The sequence below is a fragment of the Acinetobacter sp. NIPH1876 genome, from assembly GCF_022808535.1.
Taxonomy (GTDB): domain Bacteria; phylum Pseudomonadota; class Gammaproteobacteria; order Pseudomonadales; family Moraxellaceae; genus Acinetobacter; species Acinetobacter higginsii.
This window is the reverse complement of record NZ_JALGBR010000003.1, coordinates 187568-206328: the sequence shown is the minus strand read 5'-3', so window position 1 is coordinate 206328 and position 18761 is coordinate 187568. Positions and strand designations below refer to the sequence as shown.

Here is an 18761-nt window from a genome sequence, read left to right as displayed (position 1 = left end):
ATGATCGACCTCCAGAATGTCAGTAAATGGTACGATCAATTTCAGGTCCTAACCGAATGCAGTACCCAAATCTGCCAAGGTGAAGTGGTGGTGGTCTGTGGCCCATCAGGTTCAGGAAAATCAACCTTGATTAAAACCGTGAATGGGCTTGAACCCTTTCAGCAAGGTAAAATCTTTGTCGATGGCGTGCCCGTTCACGAACCCAAAACCGATATGACTAAACTACGCAGCCGTGTCGGTATGGTGTTCCAGCACTTTGAATTATTTCCTCATCTCAGCATTACCGAAAATCTGACCATTGCACAGATCAAAGTGCTTGGCCGTTCAGAAGCGGAAGCCAATAAAAAAGGACTCGCCTATCTGGATCGGGTTGGGCTCAGTGCCCATGCCAATAAATACCCTGCTCAGCTTTCAGGAGGGCAACAACAACGAGTTGCGATTGCGCGTGCCCTCAGTATGGACCCAATCGCAATGCTATTTGATGAGCCAACTTCTGCGCTTGACCCTGAAATGATCAATGAAGTTCTCGATGTGATGGTGGGATTGGCCAAAGAAGGCATGACCATGATGTGTGTGACGCATGAAATGGGCTTTGCCCGTCAGGTCGCCAATCGCATTATTTTCATGGACCAAGGTAAAATCGTAGAAGACTGTTCTAAAGATGAATTCTTTGGGGCGCCACGTGGTGAACGTGCACAGCAATTCCTGAATAAAATCCTGCACTAATCAGTTCTTGGTTTCAGCATAAAGCAGCCAAATGGCTGCTTTGTGCTGAAATGGAACAAGGAAAAATCATAAAATATACTTAAAAAAATAAAATAAATATTTTCAAATACTTAAGAAATAAACTTACACTTATTTTTAACTCCCCTCCACTACCATTTTTTTATGATAATTTAAGAGCCAATTAAGCTTATTCACATTAAATAACACAATTGTCATCTGATTTTAATAATACGTTCCATGATTTTGAAAACACCTTTCTTCGCATTGATGAGCTTTCTATTATTGGTCAGCTTTTTCATCTTGTTGTTCGTGTTTCCAGTCGGTGGAACCATTGACATGCAACTGATTCAACCTTGGGTCAGTCAACATGGTGGCTTCCCTTATAAAAATGATTGGTTTCTCGATAAACTTAACCATACTTACGTCAAACAACTTTTAACGCTTGTTTATGTGGTTTTTTTCTTTTTGTGGTGCGCCTCTTTTAAAGTCGAAAAGCTGAAACCACAACGTTGGCAATATGGTTATATGTTTTGGGTCAGCATGCTCTGTACAGGTATCGTAGGACTACTCAAAGCCCATTCTTATCACGCCTGTCCATGGTATATGACCCATGAAACGCCAACAGGCTTTATCTGGGATTTCTCTGCAACTGCTGGACACTGCTTTCCAGGTGGACATGCCAGTACAGGTTTTGCATTGGTCACAGGCTATTTTGTCTATCGTCTACATCAAACACAACGTGCTTGGTTTTATCTCATGGCAGCAATGATCATTGGCTTTGCGATGGGTTGGGCTCAGATGATGCGCGGCGCCCATTTTTTGAGTCATAATTTGTGGACTGCATGGGTTTGCGTTGCTGTGAACCTTGTGTTGTATGCGTTCACTTATAAACGCCACCAAGCCATTACAAATCGTAATTCTATACCGTTATCGACAATTGATGTGGTAAAGTGAACGCCCGTACTCAAACAACGAGTATGTTTGACGCTCACATTAGGATTATTTTTGCTGCCGTATGTCTGACTATCAATCTTTTTTGGAATCCACTTTAGCAACGCAATCCGACTCTATTCAGTCTTATGAACTAGATTCACGTAAAGTATGGCTTAAAAAAGCATCTGAACGTCATGGTTTGTGGTTATATACGCCTCTGAAATGGCTAGCAAAAATATTTAATCTCGGCTCCATTACCCCAGTTCCCAACCAAGGGGGATCAGTTGCAATCCAATGTGAATTCAAACGTATTCAGCAGCTCAAAGCATTAGGGATTTCAACACCGAATGTATTGGCGCTCTCAAAAAAAGGCATTCTGCTCGAAGATGTCGGCTCACAACGTCAAAGCTATGTCAGCCAACTAGACCAAAAAATTGCAAGCCTTAAAGACCATCCTGAACAACAATTTGACTTATTTCATCAAGCCATTCAAGCCATTCGCCAGTTGCATGCGAATGAGGGTTATTTAAGTGAAGCCTTTGCGCGGAACATTCTGGTCGATGAACAAAATCAGTTTACTTTTATTGATTTTGAAACAGATCCGCGAGATGTGCTCAGCCTGCATGATTGTTTTGTTCGTGACTGGTTACTGTTTATCTTCTCGACAGCCTATCATTTTGAATTTGAACGACTCGAGCCAGCCAGCCAACTGCTTTATCAAGCTTTACTGGATGAACCTCAAGTCTATAAAGATATTTGTAAGGTCGGTAAACGTTTAAACTGGGTATTACGCTTGAATGTCAGCAAAGTCGGCAATGATGGTAAACGTATCCAGAAATGTGTGTTATTTCTGCGCGATCTGAAACAGCAATCTGAAGCCAATACTCAGTCAAATTAAGCCCTCGTTATATTCAATGCGGTTCATGATGCGCAAGTTTCTTTGGTAATCTGACCAATACGCTCAAACCGCCTAATTCAATACTCCGAGATAAAGTCAAAACCCCACCTAAACGTTGGGTGGCTTTATCTACAATTGAAAGTCCAAGCCCACTACCCACTTCTAAGTGATGGTGGACACGATAAAAACGTTTTAGTACTTTGTCGTATTGTTCAGGATCAATTCCATTACCACTATCTTCGATTTGAATATAGGCAAAATCATCGGTATCGCTATAGACTGAAATATTAATAATGCCTTGATTCGGGGTATATTTAATTGCATTGTCAATCAGGTTAAAAATAATCGAATGTACCGTTGATTCAAGACTCTGCATTTCAATAGGATCATTGCGCTCAAAGCCTAAATCAATCTCCTTTTGCATGGCTAAATTCACCAATTGCTCAACACAGTTGAGTGCAACATCGTTCAATCTGAAATTAGTATTGGGTTCAATCAGGCTGAGTGCAACATCCTGCTTAGCCAATGCTAAAAGCTGGGTGACTAAATGTTGAATACGGGCTAAGCCTTTACTCAGATTTTGCAAAGCCTCATGTTCTGGAAACTGACTGATCAAAATTCGGGTTTGCAAATTCAGTGCAGTCACAGGTGTTCTAAGTTCATGCGCGGCATCGGCAATAAATTGCTTTTGCTCAGTTTGAGCATGCTGAATACGCTCAAATAAACGATTCATTTCTTCAATGGTAGGTAACAGTTCTTGTGGATAATCTTTCACATCTATCGGTGATAAACCATCCGAATCACGTTGGGTCAATTCCGTTTTAAAATCATCTAAGGGTTTTAAGCTCAAACTGATAATAAATGCTAACACCAAAATCGCAATCGGCAATAAGAGCAGATAAGGGACAAACATACTCCCGGCCAACTCCCACGCAAACGCATGGCGTACCTCTTCTTGCTGACTGACTTGAATCTGATAGTCTTTTAATGGAATCACATACACACGCCACTTTCCTTGCGGTGTGTTTTGGGTATAAAAACCAGCTTGTTTCACAGGCGGGAGCAAGAGATGGGTCTGATGCCATAAATGACTTTGATCTTTATAGGCCCAAATATCAATCAACAAATCCTCTTCATGGTAGGTTCTGTGCAACTCCACCCGACTTGCCGTTGGCGTTACTGGCTGAGAGCTGGAACGTTCCGCCATGTATTGCATTTGGGTATCTAAAATTTCATCGACTTCATGTAATGAAATTTTATATGCGGCTAAAATCAAGAAACAACCCAGCACAATACTGAAAATAGAGGTTCCCCAAATCAGTCTTTTCTTGAGTGAATAATGCTGAGTTTTTTTCATAAGTTTAAGCTTGCCCCAAACGATAACCTAGACCACGAATGGTTCGAATAAAGTCTTTTCCAAGTTTGGCTCGTAAATGGTGTACATAGACTTCAATGGTATTACTGGTCACTTCACTGTCAAAATCATACAGTTTGTCTTCCAAATTAGCTTTCGAGAAAATTTTGTTTGGATGAGAAACCATCGGGATCAGAATGGCCCATTCCCGATTAGACAGTTCAATCTGTTGTCCTTTAAATGTCGCCAAGTGCTGTTCAACATCGAGAGTCAACTCACCACTTTTTAACAATTGTGACTGACTTTTCAACTGTGCTGTTTCTACACTGCCACGACGTAATAACGCATTGATTCGTGCAAGCAATTCATCGAACTCATACGGCTTGATCAAATAATCATCTGCGCCTTGATTGAGACCATCCACACGATTTTGTAACTGATCTCGTGCAGAAATAATCAACACAGGTATTGAACTACGTTGACGAATCTGTCTGAGAATTTGCATCCCATCCATCAAAGGTAGCCCTAAATCCAACAAGATTAAATCAAAAGACTGTTTGGTTAACAAAGCTAGTCCATCGACCCCGTTATTGACCCACTCCACCTCAAACTGATGATATCGCAATAAAGTCAATGTTGACTCTGCAATCATAAAATCATCTTCTATCATCAAGATCTTAGTCATGATTTCATTACACCTTATGGGTTAGGACATGTCTGCAACATGTCATTTTTAGCATTAATTACCTTGGTTTTGATATCAAGCAAACTCAGCATGGTTGGGAACAAGTTATCTTGGCTCAGCTTATTTTTACTTTGTTGTGCCAAACATTTGACTTGCTTCGCTGCTTGTTGTTGCCATACCTGAGAGAACCACATCACCATCGGTACATGGGTTTGTTGCGTCGGCGCAATCGCATAAGGTGCACCATGCAAATACATCCCACTCTCACCTGTTGATTCACCATGATCAGACAAATACCACAAACCTGTTTGATATTTCGTTGTATTTTTTAATGTTTCAATCAATGAATCTAAAACATAATCGGTATAAAGCAAAGTATTATCATAGCTATTCACGAGTGCTTCTTGAGTACAGCCCTGAATCGCATTGGTATCACAGGTTGGTTTAAATACACGGTATTCAGCAGGTACCCGCTTATAATAGGCTGGTCCATGGCTGCCCATTTGATGCAATACCACTAAATGTGGACGGGTATCATCTTTCGGGATTGTTTCAATATAAGCTTTCAGACTATCAATCAAAATGTCATCCAGACATTCGCCATCCTTACACCATTTCTGTTGAATTGGCTCAGGGATTTTGAATTGCTCAACACGGTCACAAGTCCCTTTACAACCCGAATTATTATCAATCCAAGTCACTTGGTAACCCGCTCGTTTTGCAATATCCAGTAGACCTTCTCGATGACTCGCAAGACGTTCATCGTAATCTTCTCTTGGCATACCAGAGAACATACAAGGTACTGAAACTGCCGTTGCTGTACCACACGAACTCACCTGAGAGAAATTTAAAATATCCTGTTTGGCGAGTTTGGGATTAGTATCTTTTGCATAACCATTTAAAGAAAAATTTTCTGCACGTGCCGTTTCACCCACCACCAATACCATCAGTTTGGGTATAGTTGTTGATGATTGCGTTGCTTGAGCATCTTCGCCATAAGTCACCAGAGGAAGATTTTCCTTAGGAGCTTTCTTTTTATAATACGATACAAATGAAGCAATCATATTTTGAGGAGAAATCATGCCTTTTAAATCGCGGTTTTCACGAAAGATTGCAGCAAAATCGACATAAAAGACAAATAGTAAACCACCAACCATAGCTAAAGAAACAAGTGAAGCCAGCACCTTTTTCCAAATTTGTCGAATAACAGGTTCAGGTTTTAATTTAATCAGCAAAATCACAATAATCGGCACAATCACCATACCAATGATCCAAACCAGCAAATGCCAAGACCAGGTATCTTTTGCTTCAGCGATATCCGTTTGCATCAGGTTTTGAATTTGGTCTGAAGTGATCCAGACCCCTAGAGTATTAACCGCATAAGAGGCAAAACCACCAATAAAAACTAAGGCGATTGCAATTGGTTTTGCGGTCCATTTCCAATTCAAAACTTGAAAAAGAAAAGTATAGAATGCAGTTACCACACCGACTGAGGCTAAAGCAAATAGTCCTGCTTTAAAACCTGTATAAGGGGTCAGTGTCTGCATCTTTTCATAAAATGCAAAATTCAGAAAAACCCCTAACCAAACTGCGAGTAACACATTGAAGGTAAGTAATGAAATGGTCTTGGTTTTGAGTCTTTTTAGCAACATAAGCATCACAATCTAAAAATAAATTTCTTAGCTTTTTTTAAGATAAGAATAAAAACTTAAAAATGACTTAAACAAAACAATAGCAACCCAACAAAATGACAGGTTAAAAATTGAGTTAATTAAGAATTGGAGTAATTAAAGTATGAATAAGGTCCTATTTTTATAAATCCTTGGCGAAGCAATTCCCGATCCTTGTAGCCTAGAGTTTTATGAAAATAAATAATTCTATTTAAAGAAAAAACAATATAAACAAAAATGCCCTTTAAGCAAACTTAAAGGGCATTTTTTTAAATAAAAGCAGATTAGAATTTGAACTCTAAACCTAAGCCTGCAACAGGTTGTTTATCCTTTTTACTTGCTTGCTCAAGCGTTAGATAACCTGCATAACCATAAGTCTTAACTTGTTTGTTAAATGCATAATCTGCACCAGCGATAATTTGTTTTGCTTTAAAGTCAGCAGTATTGGTTTTAAAGCTCGTATCATTCTGGCTATATTGACCTTTCACCGTCCAGTTCTTCGCTTGAGGGATATTATATTCCGCGCCTAACAACCAACCTTGTGTGTCATCAATATTTTCTGAACCTGGCGCATTACCAGACACAGCTTCTACTTCTGAAGTCTGATACAGTGCTTTAAGTGCCAAGCCTTCAAGCGGCGTGACTTTACCAATTGCACGTACCGTATTTGCCGCTGCAAACAAGCCACCACCAGCAATTGCAGGCTCAGCAGCATTTAAGAAACCACGACCAAGGAAGGTGCTTGGAATCGCTTTGTCATAACCAAGACCAGCTACCACCAATGGATTTTCATAAGTTACAGATGCTGACCATGCATCACCTAAACCACGACCAGCAACTTTTGCGCCGCCACTGGTTGCTTTAATACCAGAAGACTCACCTGTTGCAAGTAACGCATTAAATTTAAATGCACCATCGAGTAATTTCACTGCTGGTGATTCATAAATCACTGCATTATCAATACGGTTTTCACCTGTGAAAATACCTGTGATATCAGCCTTGTTGGCAACATAGTTGTTAAAAGTATCTACAACGCTCGATAATTGTTTTACAGGCGTATCATGCTTACCAATTTTCAAAGTACCCAATTGCGCATCTTTCAAACCGACAAAACGATTACGCTGTACCCAATCATTGCTATCGCCATCAGCGCTAAAGCCCCATTCAATTGCATAAACTGCGCTTAAACGCTCAGTTAGCTTTTCATCACCTTTAAGTCCAAGGAATGAACTGTTTGAGCTGATTTCCCAAACGTCTTTGTTTGACTTCGTTGCATTTTTTTCTGGTAAATAATCAACACTGGCATCAATCTCGCCATAAAATGTTGGTGCAGCAAAAGTGGTTGTTGCAAGTAAACTAAGCACTGCTGCTGTTACAATTTTGATTTTCATTGTTTACATCCTGGTTAAATTTGTAACAAATCCTACACATTAACTTTATATGACAAAACGATTAAAATCTTATTAATTTATTCCAATTTCGACTAAAGTTTAATTTTTATACATTCAGTTATTCATTTTAATTGACTTATTTACGACAATATACACTCTAAATTTAATATCTATATCAATTAATTATCGAAATATTTCTTTATTTTTATTCACAGAAATCTCTATATTCATAAAATGATAAAATCCGACGAAAATCATTCCATTCCTATATAAGCTGAGTCATATACCCAGATTATTTGTTTCAACATACATCGTTTAAACACAAAAATTGTAATAAAAAGTGACCTTTATCTTGCTTTATTTTTCCAATAAAAGATCGGACTCAAACACAGCATTGAAATGATGCAGATCACCAGTAAATAATCTGCATAGCCCAGCCAATCGCCCACCACACCACTGAATAAATACAATAAACCACTGACCGTTGCCATGATCGATACCTGAAAGGTAAAGTCCGTTCCTGCAAATTGTTTACGGCTATATTGCATGACCAGTGTCAGCATCGCGACCAGCAGCATTGCAGAACAGGCATCTTCAACTGCATTTACCACATACAACCAAAGTGGAGCAATTTGATAACGAGATTCATAGGCATAGCCGAGAATGGCATACGCCCCCAAACTTATAATTTTCAAAAATGAGAATACGATTAAACAACTTGTTCTAGAGAAATATTTTAATAATAGCCCAGCGACAGCCGCTCCCAATAATGCCGCAACCGCTCCAAACATGGTAATAAACACCCCTATCTGAGTGAAATTCAGCCCCATATCCACCATCAATGGTTTCAATAAAGGTCCTGCTAGACCATCAGCCACTTTAAAACTGATCAGTACCAACAGCCATGCTTTTAATTCTGGAGAAGACTGGAAATAATTTAAATAAGCTTTAATTGCCTGAGTAAAGGATTGAACATTCGCTTTATTGAGTGTGTCTTTGCTTTCATGTTGCGGCTCGGAATAAAATAAAACAGGCAATGTGTTTAAAAAAACCAAACCTGCCAAAGCCAGAAATGTGCTTTGCCAATCCAGCCAATCCAAACACCAAAGTACAGCTCCGCCCCCGACAATAAAACCTAAACGTGATCCGATCACTTGGAAGGTATTGCCCCAATGCTGCTGATCACTTTTGAGTAAATTGACAGCCAAGCCATCTGTGGCAATATCTTGGGTTGCCCCTGTTAAATTCATCAACAAGAGTAAGCCAAAGAAAATCAGTAGATAACTCGGTTGATCCAAGGCATCAATAGGGAAAAATGAGAGAATAATCAGAATAACAACGCTGCAAAGTTGCGTCGGAATGATCCAGCTACGGTAGTGCCCGAATCCCAATAAGGCAAACCGATCCACATAAGCAGCCCAAAAAATCTTAATCGACCAAGGCAACATCAATAAGCCGAAACCACCAATATGCGCCAGTGACACCCCTTGTGCCCTTAAAATCACAGGCAATGCATGCGTCATAAAGCCAACAGGCAAGCCCTGTGCCCAATACAAAGAAAACAATAAAATGTAAATCTGTCGAAGATTAGGCATTCCGCGTTTTCCATCGCACTACAATAAAGTCGATCAAGTATCCAATCCTTTCATCTGTAAGGCAATAAAATCTTATTTTTTGCCAATGCAGGCGCTGTCATGAGTGTTTAACATAATTGTAGTTGTCATTACATATCGTGATTTATGCCACAGCATTTTCCAGATTTACCTCCGCTGGTTCCACAACGTGGTACAGCTTATAGTCGTGCATTGTGTAAAAAACTTTTTCTCGGCCAAGGCTGGACGGTTGTTGGTGAAATTCCCAATCTACCTAAAGCTGTTGCCATTATCTCGCCACATACTTCCAACATTGACGGTTGGTATGGCTTTCTCGCTATAGGTGGCTTGGGCTTAAAAATTACGGTTTTAGGTAAAGATACTTTATTTAAACCAGCTTTGAAGCCACTTTTAAACTGGGCAGGACTCATTCCTGTTCATCGTGATAGTGCTCATGGTTTGACAGAACAAGTTGTTGCCACGATTCATCAACACGATAAAATCTGGATTGGGATGGCGCCTGAAGGAACACGTAAAAAAGCAGAGAAAATGAAAAGTGGTTTCTATCATATTGCCCATGCTGCCGGGATTCCCATCGTAATGTTTGCTTTTGATTACGACCATAAAACCATTTACTGCTTAGGCGCTTTTACCCCAACAGGTCACTATCAACAAGACTTAGAGCACATCATGCAACGTTATGTCGGACACTTCTCGCCCAAGAACCCAGATTGGCTGGCAGAACCCTTACAAAAACTTGTGAAAAAAAACTAGAAAGTTAAGGGCAAATCTGCTCTGATGTGCCCATCTTTTTGTACATTTTATCTGCACCTGATATGAAAATTGCTCGACTGTCTTGCTTGGCTGTTCTAAGTCTCGCTTTATTTGGTTGTGATCAAACAGCAAAGAAAACACCTCAAACTACGGCGATTAAAGCACGTGAACCTGTCATTGCACTCGCGTTGGGTGGTGGCGGTGCCAAAGGCTTTGCCCATATTGGCGTGATCAAGGTGTTAGAGTCACATGGCATTAAAGCCAAAATCGTGACGGGCACCAGTGCAGGGAGTTTCGTGGGCAGTATTTATGCCAGTGGACAAACCCCTTATCAAATGCAGAATCTGGCGTTAAAACTGCAAGAATCTGATTTACGCGATTTAACTTTGAATAGTCAAGGTATTATCCTCGGCCAAAAACTACAAAACTATGTAAATACGCAAGTGGGCAATAAACCAATTGAGCAATTCCCAATTCGTTTTGCTGCGGTCGCAACGCGCTTAGATAATGGAAAAAAAGCAGAGTTTATTAAAGGCAATGCAGGTCAAGCTGTACGAGCTTCTTGTAGTATTCCAAACGTGTTTGTGCCTGCGGTGATTGGCAATACCAAATATGTAGATGGTGGCTTAGTCAGTCCAATTCCTGTTAAAACAGCCAAAGATATGGGGGCTGATATTGTGATTGCCGTAGATATTTCTGCACGTCCAGTAGGAGGCAAACCTTTAAGTATGTGGGGCTTACTCGATCAAACCATTAATATCATGGGACAGCAAAGTATTAATGAAGAGTTGAATCAAGCCACCGTCGTGATTCAGCCTAAAGTGGGCCATTTAGGCGCATTAGACCTAAAATCCAGTAATGAAGCAATTTTAGAAGGTGAAAAAGCGGCTCAAGCCAAGATCACTGCGATTCGAAATGCGATTACGACGTTTAAAAACTCCCCTGCTGCCCTTAAGCCTGCGCCAAAGTCTAAATTCTAAAAATCCTCCTCAAGGGCTGTTGATCTGCATAACGACTTGCAATCCAAGCAAGATTCCTTGTGACCATCAGCCCCAAATTCCAAAAAAACAATCTTTGTATATTCATAAAGATAATGATCTGCTAGAGTGCTAAAGGTGAATATTTTTTCACCTCCACTCCGTTTAATGATGCGAGCAAATCTATGGAATTTGTAGTTGAACCTTGGCACTGGTTTGTATTAGGGATTTTACTCATTCTTTCAGAGTTAATTTTGCCTGCTTTTGCTGCATTATGGTTTGGCATAGCAGCAGTCATGGTCTGTATTTTACTGTGGCTTTTCCCGATGATGGGCTTTACCACCCAAGTCATTACTTGGGGAGTTTTATCTATTTTATGCACGATTCTTTGGTTCAAATTTATCAAACCTCTCTCAATTGATAAAACCAAAGCAGGACTTCCTCGTGAAGCAACCATTGGTCAAGTCGGTATGGTGATCCAGACTGGTCTTGAACATGGACAAATTATTGTACGCTTCTCGATGCCTGTTTTAGGTTCTGATGAATGGAATTGCCGTTGTACTGTACCTGTACAAGTCGGCGATCGCGTTCGAGTCGTTGATATTTTGGGTAATGATTTAGTCGTTCAACCGCATAGCACGTCATAAACACAAAAGAGGGTTTTCAATGTCTGTCGGTACTATTGTTGTTTTAGCTTTTTTAGCTTTTATTGCTATAACCATCTTTAAAGGGGTTCGTATTGTTCCCCAAGGTTATAAATGGATTGTTCAACGTTTAGGTAAATACCATACCACGTTGAATCCTGGTCTCAATTTCGTGATTCCATATGTAGACGAAGTTGCTTATAAAATTACCACGAAAGATATTGTTTTAGATATTCCTTCACAAGAAGTCATTACCCGAGACAATGCTGTACTGGTGATGAATGCCGTAGCTTATATCAACCTGACAACACCAGAAAAAGCGGTGTATGGGATTGAAAACTATACTTGGGCCATTCAAAACCTTGTTCAAACTTCACTCCGTTCAATCGTTGGTGAAATGGATTTGGATGATGCGCTTTCTTCACGTGATCATATCAAAGCGAAGTTAAAAGCAGCCATTTCTGATGATATTTCAGATTGGGGCATTACCCTGAAAACGGTTGAAATCCAAGATATTCAGCCATCTCACACCATGCAAGCTGCGATGGAAGCTCAAGCGGCGGCTGAGCGTCAACGTCGTGCGACGGTGACTAAAGCAGATGGTGAAAAACAGGCTGCGATTCTAGAAGCGGATGGTCGTTTGGAAGCTTCGCGTCGTGATGCAGAGGCACAGGTTGTTCTTGCAGAATCTTCACAACGTGCGATTGAAATGGTCACGACAGCTGTCGGTGATAAAGAAATCCCTGTTGCTTACTTACTCGGTGAGCAATATGTGAAAGCGATGCAAGATCTTTCTAAATCTAGCAATGCAAAAACTGTGGTCCTTCCAGCGGATGTACTCAATGCCATTCGTGGAATTATGGGCAAACACTAAGTCCTGTTTCCAATCAAAATAAAGCAGCGTTATCGCTGCTTTATTTTTTATACATTCTGAATTCGCTTTCGATCTTTAAGTGGGAGTTTTCCCACCACTAAATCATAAGAATCTTTAATCAGGTCTTGCAGCAAATCTGCGGTGATCTCTGGACGACTTGCAATCGAAATCCAGTGTTTCTTATTCATGTGATAACCTGCGGAAATTGAAGGATACAGCTCCTGATATTCCAAACTTTTCTCAGGCTTGCATTTAATCGTCACCAGCAACTTGCCAGAATAAGCACCAATCAACATAAATACCTTATCAAAGACCTTAAAGACCTCACAGTCTGGACCAAAAGGTTGTGATTGGATGGAAAAAGCCAGTTGTTGTCCATATTCAAGCGCACATTTTTCTAATTGATCGTCATTCATAAAGCGATGCTCTGTTGTTATTTCTATGGATCATCTATTTATCTTAGATTCACTTTTATATTAAAACAATGATTTATAAACTGCTTAAATCTATGCTGTTGATTGCATTAAGGTGTATACCGACTCCAAAAATAAAGACCATACAAGGATGGTCTTTTATAACACTCAATAATTGATCAAAGATGACGGAAGATTAACTTTTCCGTGCCAGTAAAAACTGCGAAATCTCGACCAGCTCTTTGGCATCAGCACCAAAATAAGCCAAGGCTTCAAAAGCCTGATCATGTAAAGTTTGTGCATAAGCCTGTGCTTGTGCTAAGCCCATCAACGATGGATAAGTTGATTTCTGAACTTGCTCATCTTTACCCGCAGTCTTGCCTAAAGTCTCAGTGCTTGCCGTCACATCTAGAATATCATCTTGTACTTGGAAGGCTAAACCAATCGTTTGCCCAAATTGGCGTAATTTAGGAATTGCCTGATCAGTCCCATTAAAAATGGTCACCGCACCCATCATAATTGCTGCTTGAATCAAAGCCCCTGTTTTATTACGGTGAATATTTTCCAATTCAGCTTGATCAACTTGTTTTCCTTCCCCTTCAGCCTGTAAATCCAATACCTGGCCACAAACCATCCTTGAACTTGCTGTTGCCAAGATTTGCACTTGTTTTAAGACAATGGCAGCTTCAGTTCCTTGGCCCTGCTCATCAAACAAACGGCTGCCCAAAATCTCAAATGCCATCGACTGCAAAATATCACCCGCCAATAAGGCCGTATCTTCACCAAATGCAACATGACAGGTTGGTTGTCCACGACGTAGTAAATCATTGTCCATGCATGGTAAATCATCATGTGCCAACGAATAACAGTGTATCAATTCAACCGCAACTGCGGCACGGCGTGCTGCTGCAAAGTTGTGATTCGGCTGTAATGACGCTGCTGCATAACAGAGTGCAGGACGAACCCGCTTACCACCTAACATCACGGTATGATGAACGGCTGCTTTTAAAGGTTCTGGAATTGAAAATGCAGCCAATGCTGTCAATAAATCTTGTTGAATACGTTGTTGAGCTTGTTTTAGAACATCCGCATTAACTTGAGAGATAGATGACACAGTTGTTGCCTCAGGAAATCTGAATGGAAGAGTAAAATGACAAGACTTGTCAGAATTGCCACATCATAACATTATTTATCTCATGAAATTGTGTTTGTATTTTTAATAGACCTAAAATAATAAGGCCTTCAAATGAAGGCCTTACCTATAAAACTCAAAAAGAAAATAAACTAGAAGGTATCCCCTGGTACACGAACCCAGCCTTCCATCAACACACGCGCACTGCGACTCATAATGGCTTTTTTAACAGACCACTTACCATCAATCAATTCAGCTTGAGCACCCACACGTAAAGTCCCAGATGGATGACCGAAACGAACGGCTTCACGCTCACCGCCACCAGCAGCCAAATTCACTAAGGTTCCTGGGATAGCGGCTGCCGTACCAATCGCAACTGCTGCCGTTCCCATCATGGCATGATGTAATTTGCCCATCGACAAAGCACGTACCAATAAGTCCACATCACTGGTCTCGACAGGTTTACCACTTGATGAGGTATAGCTCTTTGGTTGTGATACAAAAGCAATTTTAGGCGTATGCTGACGCGCAGCTGCTTCTGAAATATCTTTAATCAAACCCATATGTACTGCGCCATAAGCACGAATTTTCTCAAAACGTGCTAAAGCTGCAGCATCACCATTAATCTGATCTTGTAATTCTGTACCTTGATAACCAATATCTTCTGCATTGAGGAAAATGGTCGGAATACCTGCATTGATAAATGTGGCTTGGAATGTGCCAATTTCAGGAACAACCAGTTGATCCACAACGTTTCCTGTCGGGAACATATCGCCGCCTTCTTCGCCATCATCCGCCGGGTCTAAAAATTCAATCTGAACTTCAGCTGCGGGGAAAGTCACACCGTCCAGTTCAAAATCACCTGTTTCCTGAACTTGACCATTGGTCACAGGAACATGTGCAATAATGGTTTTTTGAATATTATTCTGCCAGATCCGTACCGTACAAATCCCATTTTCAGGAATACGCGCTGCATCGACCAAACCATTTGAAATGGCAAAGGAACCCACTGCTGCGGTTAGGTTGCCACAGTTACCACTCCAGTCGACAAACGGCTGATCAATTGATACTTGACCAAATAGATAATCAACGTCGTGTTCTGACTCAGAACTTTTTGCCAAAATTACCGTTTTACTGGTGCTTGAGGTCGCCCCACCCATGCCATCAATCTGTTTGCCATAAGGGTCTGGACTACCAATCACACGGAGAAGAAGTTGATCACGTGCCTTGCCCGCTATTTGTGCCGCTTCAGGTAAATCATCCAGTTTGAAAAACACACCTTTACTTGTCCCCCCACGCATATAGGTTGCTGGGACTTTTATTTGCGGTACTGAGCTCATGTCAATGTCTTCCTTTTATCATATTCTTGGTGCAGATCAATTTTGAATCTAAAGGTACTGCACTGCTATTAAAAATACCATACGACCAATGGTTTTGGGATTGGTCATAATGTGTAAAATCTGTGCATTATAGTGAGTAGATTTCAAGACTTTCACAATGGCAAAAATACCATTCCATCCGTCGGGAAAAACAAGGGGATTCTCCAACTGTATAAAATTGCAGCATATTTCATTTTAATATTCATATAAATATAAGATTTTAAATAACTTTTAAAAACAACTTTCCAGTCATAGCATCGCTGTACTTTTACTAGGCGAAAATCTTTGAATCTATTAGAATAATCCAGTTAATTCCTCGTCGAGCTCAGTCCTTTGAACAACGATTCTTCTCAACTTCAGCGTGGACTAAAAAACCGCCATATCCAACTCATTGCGATGGGTGGAGCGATTGGTACGGGCTTATTTTTAGGTTCTGCGCAAATTATCCAGTCTGCTGGGCCATCTATTATTTTGGGGTATGCGATTGGCGGCTTGATTGTTTTTCTAATCATGCGTCATTTAGGTGAAATGATTGTTGAAGAACCTGTTGCAGGTTCATTTAGCCATTTTGCTTATAAGTATTGGGGTAAATTTCCAGGTTTTATCACTGGCTGGAATTATTGGGTACTGTATATCCTTGTCGCAATGACTGAGCTAACGGCAGTAGGTAAATACATTAATTACTGGTGGCCACAAATCCCCGCTTGGCAGTCTGTATTGTTCTTCTTTGTCGTGATTACGGCAGTGAACCTAACCAATGTTAAATTCTATGGTGAATCAGAGTTCTGGTTAGCCATCATCAAGGTGACTGCTGTCGTTGCCATGATCTTGTTTGGTTTGTTCTTACTCTTTACTGCGGATGCAAACTCAACAGCCTCATTTAGCAATCTATGGTCACATGGCGGCTTTTTCCCGCATGGCTTCGATGGCTTGTTCTATATGCTGGCTTTCTTGATGTTTGCCTTCGGGGGCATTGAACTGATTGGTATGGCCGCAGCAGAAGCCAAAGATCCAAAGACCACCATTCCTAAAGCGATTAACCAAGTGGTGATTCGTATTTTAGTGTTCTATGTGGGTTCGCTTGCTATTCTCTTATCACTTGTGCCTTGGAACCAATTGGACTTAGGTGGCTTAGATAAAAGTCCATTCGTGATGATTTTCAGTCAAATGGGGATTGGTTGGGCAGCGCATTTACTTAACTTTATTATCCTGACCGCAGCATTATCCGTATATAACAGTGGTATGTATGCCAATAGCCGTATGGTGTTTGGTTTGGCTCAACAAGGTAATGCACCAAAAGTATTTACCAAAACCAATAAGCAAGGCGTCCCTGTTCCAGCAGTTCTCCTTTCAGCGTTCCTAATCTTTGGTTGCGTATTACTCAACTACTTTGTGCCTGAAGATGCGCTTGGACATTTGATGTATGTGGTTGTTGGTGCTTTAGTTTTAAACTGGGCAATGATCAGTTTGACCCATTTGAAATATAGAAGTCATATCAAAAAAGCTCAAATTAAAACCTCTTATCCTGCTTTGTGGTCTCCATTTAGTAACTATTTGGTATTAGGTTTTATTGCTGTGGTGCTTTACATCATGTGGCAACAAGGCTTCAAAGAATCTGTACTGATGATTCCGATCTGGATCGTATTAATGTTTATTTTCTATAAGTTTTTAAATCGTAAAACTGAAAGTTAACAGCTGATCGGTTTCATTAAAAAGTGATTGCTTCTGCAATCACTTTTTTGTTTATAATCATAAAATTATGCGCTTATAGCTTAACTGGATAGAGCAGTTGCCTCCTAAGCGACCGACGTGGGTTCGAGTCCCGCTGAGCGCATAACCCATTAGCATTTTTGTTATATTGCAACAGCACATCGAGCGGCTAAATATCCCAACTCTTTTCGATCGCTGTAATCTGGCTATAGACACTTTGATATTCAGCCTGCTTTAGCGTACACCAAAGCGTGGCAAAGTCCTTTCCTAAGTATTCGATTAAAACCGAATTGGCTTGGAATAATTGCAATGCTTGCATTTGCTCAGTCGGCAAGAATACATGCTCACTTTTCAGTTTTAACTGATGCGCTTGCTTTGGAATATCTAATCCCTGTGTTAGACCATGCAATGTACCTATCAAAATTATAGCGACAGCCAAATAAGGATTACAATCAGCTCCTGCCACGCGGTATTCCAGTCTCTGATTTTCTTGATCTGAACATGGAATTCGAATCGCCACATTCCGATTATTCAGCCCCCAATTGGCTTCAAGTGGCACATGATTGCCAAATTTAAAGCGTCTAAAAGAGTTCAGATTGGGCGCTAAAATCGCCATCGAATCAGGCATCAATAACAGTAATCCACTCACGGCTTTTAATAAATTATCAGAGATATTCTCTTGTGCCGAACTAAAAAGATTCTGCTGATGTTGATCTAAAAGACTCATATGGAAGTGCATACCACTCCCCGCCTTATGCATATCAGGCTTGGCAAGGAAGTTTGCACGCAGTCCATGCTTATTCGCAATCTGCTTGATGCTTCTTTTCAGCAACATAATCTGATCACATAAGCTCAATAGATCCGTTGTATGTTGCAGATTAATCTCATACTGACCTGAAGAGGATTCAGAAACGATTCCTATAATTTGAATACGCTGTCGTTTTGCGACTGCTTCGATCTCATTCAGAATATTTTGGTAATGATCGGAGGTATTAATATCAAAGCATTGGCTTACCGATTCTTCAACCTCATCAGCCTCACTTAAAGGCTGTAGATAGAACTCGACTTCGGCAGCGATACAGGGAAAGTAACTTTTATCATGAAGTTGAGAGAGGATTTTTTTCAACATATTGCGAGGTTCAAATACGCAATCTTGCTGATGATCATCCTTCATACTGAGCAATAGCTGAGCTGTTGTTTCGGGCTCAAGCGCATGTGGTTTCAATGTGCCTAAAACAGGTTCACATAAATGATCAGGCTCTCCAATATACTTACCGAGTCCTGTCTCCTCAATCACTTTGCCATCCAGACTCATGGCATAAATCGACAATGGGAAATAACAACCTTTACTCAGATTTTTGAGGCAACTAACATCTATACGTTTACCGCGTAAATGTCCATTTAAGTCACATAAATAAATATCGACGTGTTGTGTCTGTGGATAATGTTTTAAATAAGTTTCAACTTCTTCTATAAATCGTTTTTTTAGCGTAAGGCCATCAATCTCATTGTTGCAGATTGCCGTTTGAATATACTTTTTAAGCGCAGATGGATGATTGATCTCAACAAGTACAGCACTCATAGCTGAAAGCTCAAGTTATATAGATAG

The 18761-nt window shown here is 40.4% G+C and carries 17 protein-coding genes and 1 tRNA gene; 9 read left to right on the top strand and 9 right to left on the bottom strand.

The genetic code is table 11. The annotated features are described in order from the left end of the window. The 3 genes from MN869_RS04865 to MN869_RS04855 all read left to right on the top strand — a co-directional run bounded on the left by MN869_RS04865 (position 1) and on the right by MN869_RS04855 (position 2557). Complete coding sequence (locus MN869_RS04865; protein ID WP_171068244.1) at positions 1-726, top strand: amino acid ABC transporter ATP-binding protein; 726 nt, start codon at positions 1-3, stop codon at positions 724-726. A 237-nt stretch (positions 727-963) separates the two neighbouring features. Further along, positions 964-1680 (top strand): phosphatase PAP2 family protein, encoded by a 717-nt coding sequence (locus tag MN869_RS04860; protein WP_241304752.1) that lies wholly within the window; start codon positions 964-966, stop codon positions 1678-1680. Positions 1681-1741: 61 nt separating this feature from the next. Beyond that, positions 1742-2557, top strand: coding sequence for a lipopolysaccharide kinase InaA family protein (locus tag MN869_RS04855; RefSeq protein ID WP_241304751.1), 816 nt, complete (start codon positions 1742-1744; stop codon positions 2555-2557). Positions 2558-2570: 13 nt separating this feature from the next. Here the strand turns inward: MN869_RS04855 and MN869_RS04850 are convergent, their stop codons facing one another. The 5 genes from MN869_RS04850 to MN869_RS04830 form a co-directional block, all read right to left on the bottom strand. Then, positions 2571-3914, bottom strand: a complete 1344-nt coding sequence (locus MN869_RS04850) for an ATP-binding protein (protein ID WP_005205968.1) — start codon at positions 3912-3914, stop codon at positions 2571-2573. A gap of 4 nt (positions 3915-3918) precedes the next feature. Next, positions 3919-4596, bottom strand: coding sequence for a DNA-binding response regulator PmrA (locus tag MN869_RS04845; protein ID WP_004803058.1), 678 nt, complete (start codon positions 4594-4596; stop codon positions 3919-3921). A 14-nt stretch (positions 4597-4610) separates the two neighbouring features. Further along, complete coding sequence (locus MN869_RS04840) at positions 4611-6248, bottom strand: phosphoethanolamine--lipid A transferase (RefSeq protein ID WP_241304750.1); 1638 nt, start codon at positions 6246-6248, stop codon at positions 4611-4613. Positions 6249-6550: 302 nt separating this feature from the next. Continuing rightward, positions 6551-7657 carry a porin gene (locus MN869_RS04835; protein ID WP_004803055.1) on the bottom strand — a complete coding sequence of 369 codons (1107 nt, stop codon included), beginning with the start codon at positions 7655-7657 and terminating at the stop codon, positions 6551-6553. Between the two features lie 347 nt (positions 7658-8004). Beyond that, the gene (locus MN869_RS04830) at positions 8005-9252 is read right to left on the bottom strand and encodes an MFS transporter (RefSeq protein ID WP_241304749.1); all 1248 of its coding nucleotides are present in this window, start codon (positions 9250-9252) and stop codon (positions 8005-8007) included. 144 nt (positions 9253-9396) lie between these two features. On the opposite strand from MN869_RS04830, the gene MN869_RS04825 reads away from it, so the two are divergent. The 4 genes from MN869_RS04825 to MN869_RS04810 all read left to right on the top strand — a co-directional run bounded on the left by MN869_RS04825 (position 9397) and on the right by MN869_RS04810 (position 12518). Beyond that, positions 9397-10023 carry a 1-acyl-sn-glycerol-3-phosphate acyltransferase gene (locus MN869_RS04825; protein WP_004803051.1) on the top strand — a complete coding sequence of 209 codons (627 nt, stop codon included), beginning with the start codon at positions 9397-9399 and terminating at the stop codon, positions 10021-10023. Between the two features lie 62 nt (positions 10024-10085). Next, on the top strand, positions 10086-11003 hold the full coding sequence (locus MN869_RS04820) for a patatin-like phospholipase family protein (protein ID WP_004803049.1): 918 nt from the start codon (positions 10086-10088) through the stop codon (positions 11001-11003). A 182-nt stretch (positions 11004-11185) separates the two neighbouring features. Further along, the gene (locus tag MN869_RS04815; protein ID WP_241272089.1) at positions 11186-11647 is read left to right on the top strand and encodes an NfeD family protein; all 462 of its coding nucleotides are present in this window, start codon (positions 11186-11188) and stop codon (positions 11645-11647) included. A 19-nt stretch (positions 11648-11666) separates the two neighbouring features. Further along, positions 11667-12518, top strand: coding sequence for a stomatin-like protein (locus MN869_RS04810; protein WP_004803045.1), 852 nt, complete (start codon positions 11667-11669; stop codon positions 12516-12518). Between the two features lie 47 nt (positions 12519-12565). On the opposite strand, the gene MN869_RS04805 is transcribed toward MN869_RS04810, so the two are convergent. The 3 genes from MN869_RS04805 to prpF form a co-directional block, all read right to left on the bottom strand. After that, positions 12566-12934, bottom strand: coding sequence for an MmcQ/YjbR family DNA-binding protein (locus MN869_RS04805; RefSeq protein ID WP_241272090.1), 369 nt, complete (start codon positions 12932-12934; stop codon positions 12566-12568). A gap of 193 nt (positions 12935-13127) precedes the next feature. Beyond that, entirely contained in the window at positions 13128-14045 is a 918-nt protein-coding gene (locus MN869_RS04800) for a polyprenyl synthetase family protein (RefSeq protein WP_004803041.1), read from the bottom strand. A 170-nt stretch (positions 14046-14215) separates the two neighbouring features. After that, positions 14216-15403, bottom strand: a complete 1188-nt coding sequence (gene prpF, locus MN869_RS04795; RefSeq protein WP_241272091.1) for a 2-methylaconitate cis-trans isomerase PrpF — start codon at positions 15401-15403, stop codon at positions 14216-14218. A 372-nt stretch (positions 15404-15775) separates the two neighbouring features. Here prpF and MN869_RS04790 point away from each other — a divergent pair, with 372 nt between their 5' ends. Both MN869_RS04790 and MN869_RS04785 read left to right on the top strand, forming a co-directional pair. Next, positions 15776-17134, top strand: a complete 1359-nt coding sequence (locus MN869_RS04790; RefSeq protein WP_005205978.1) for an amino acid permease — start codon at positions 15776-15778, stop codon at positions 17132-17134. Between the two features lie 69 nt (positions 17135-17203). Continuing rightward, positions 17204-17276, top strand: a tRNA-Arg gene (locus MN869_RS04785). A 45-nt stretch (positions 17277-17321) separates the two neighbouring features. Here the strand turns inward: MN869_RS04785 and MN869_RS04780 are convergent. Then, positions 17322-18734, bottom strand: coding sequence for a glutamine synthetase family protein (locus MN869_RS04780; protein WP_241272093.1), 1413 nt, complete (start codon positions 18732-18734; stop codon positions 17322-17324). Positions 18735-18761: the final 27 nt, after the last annotated feature.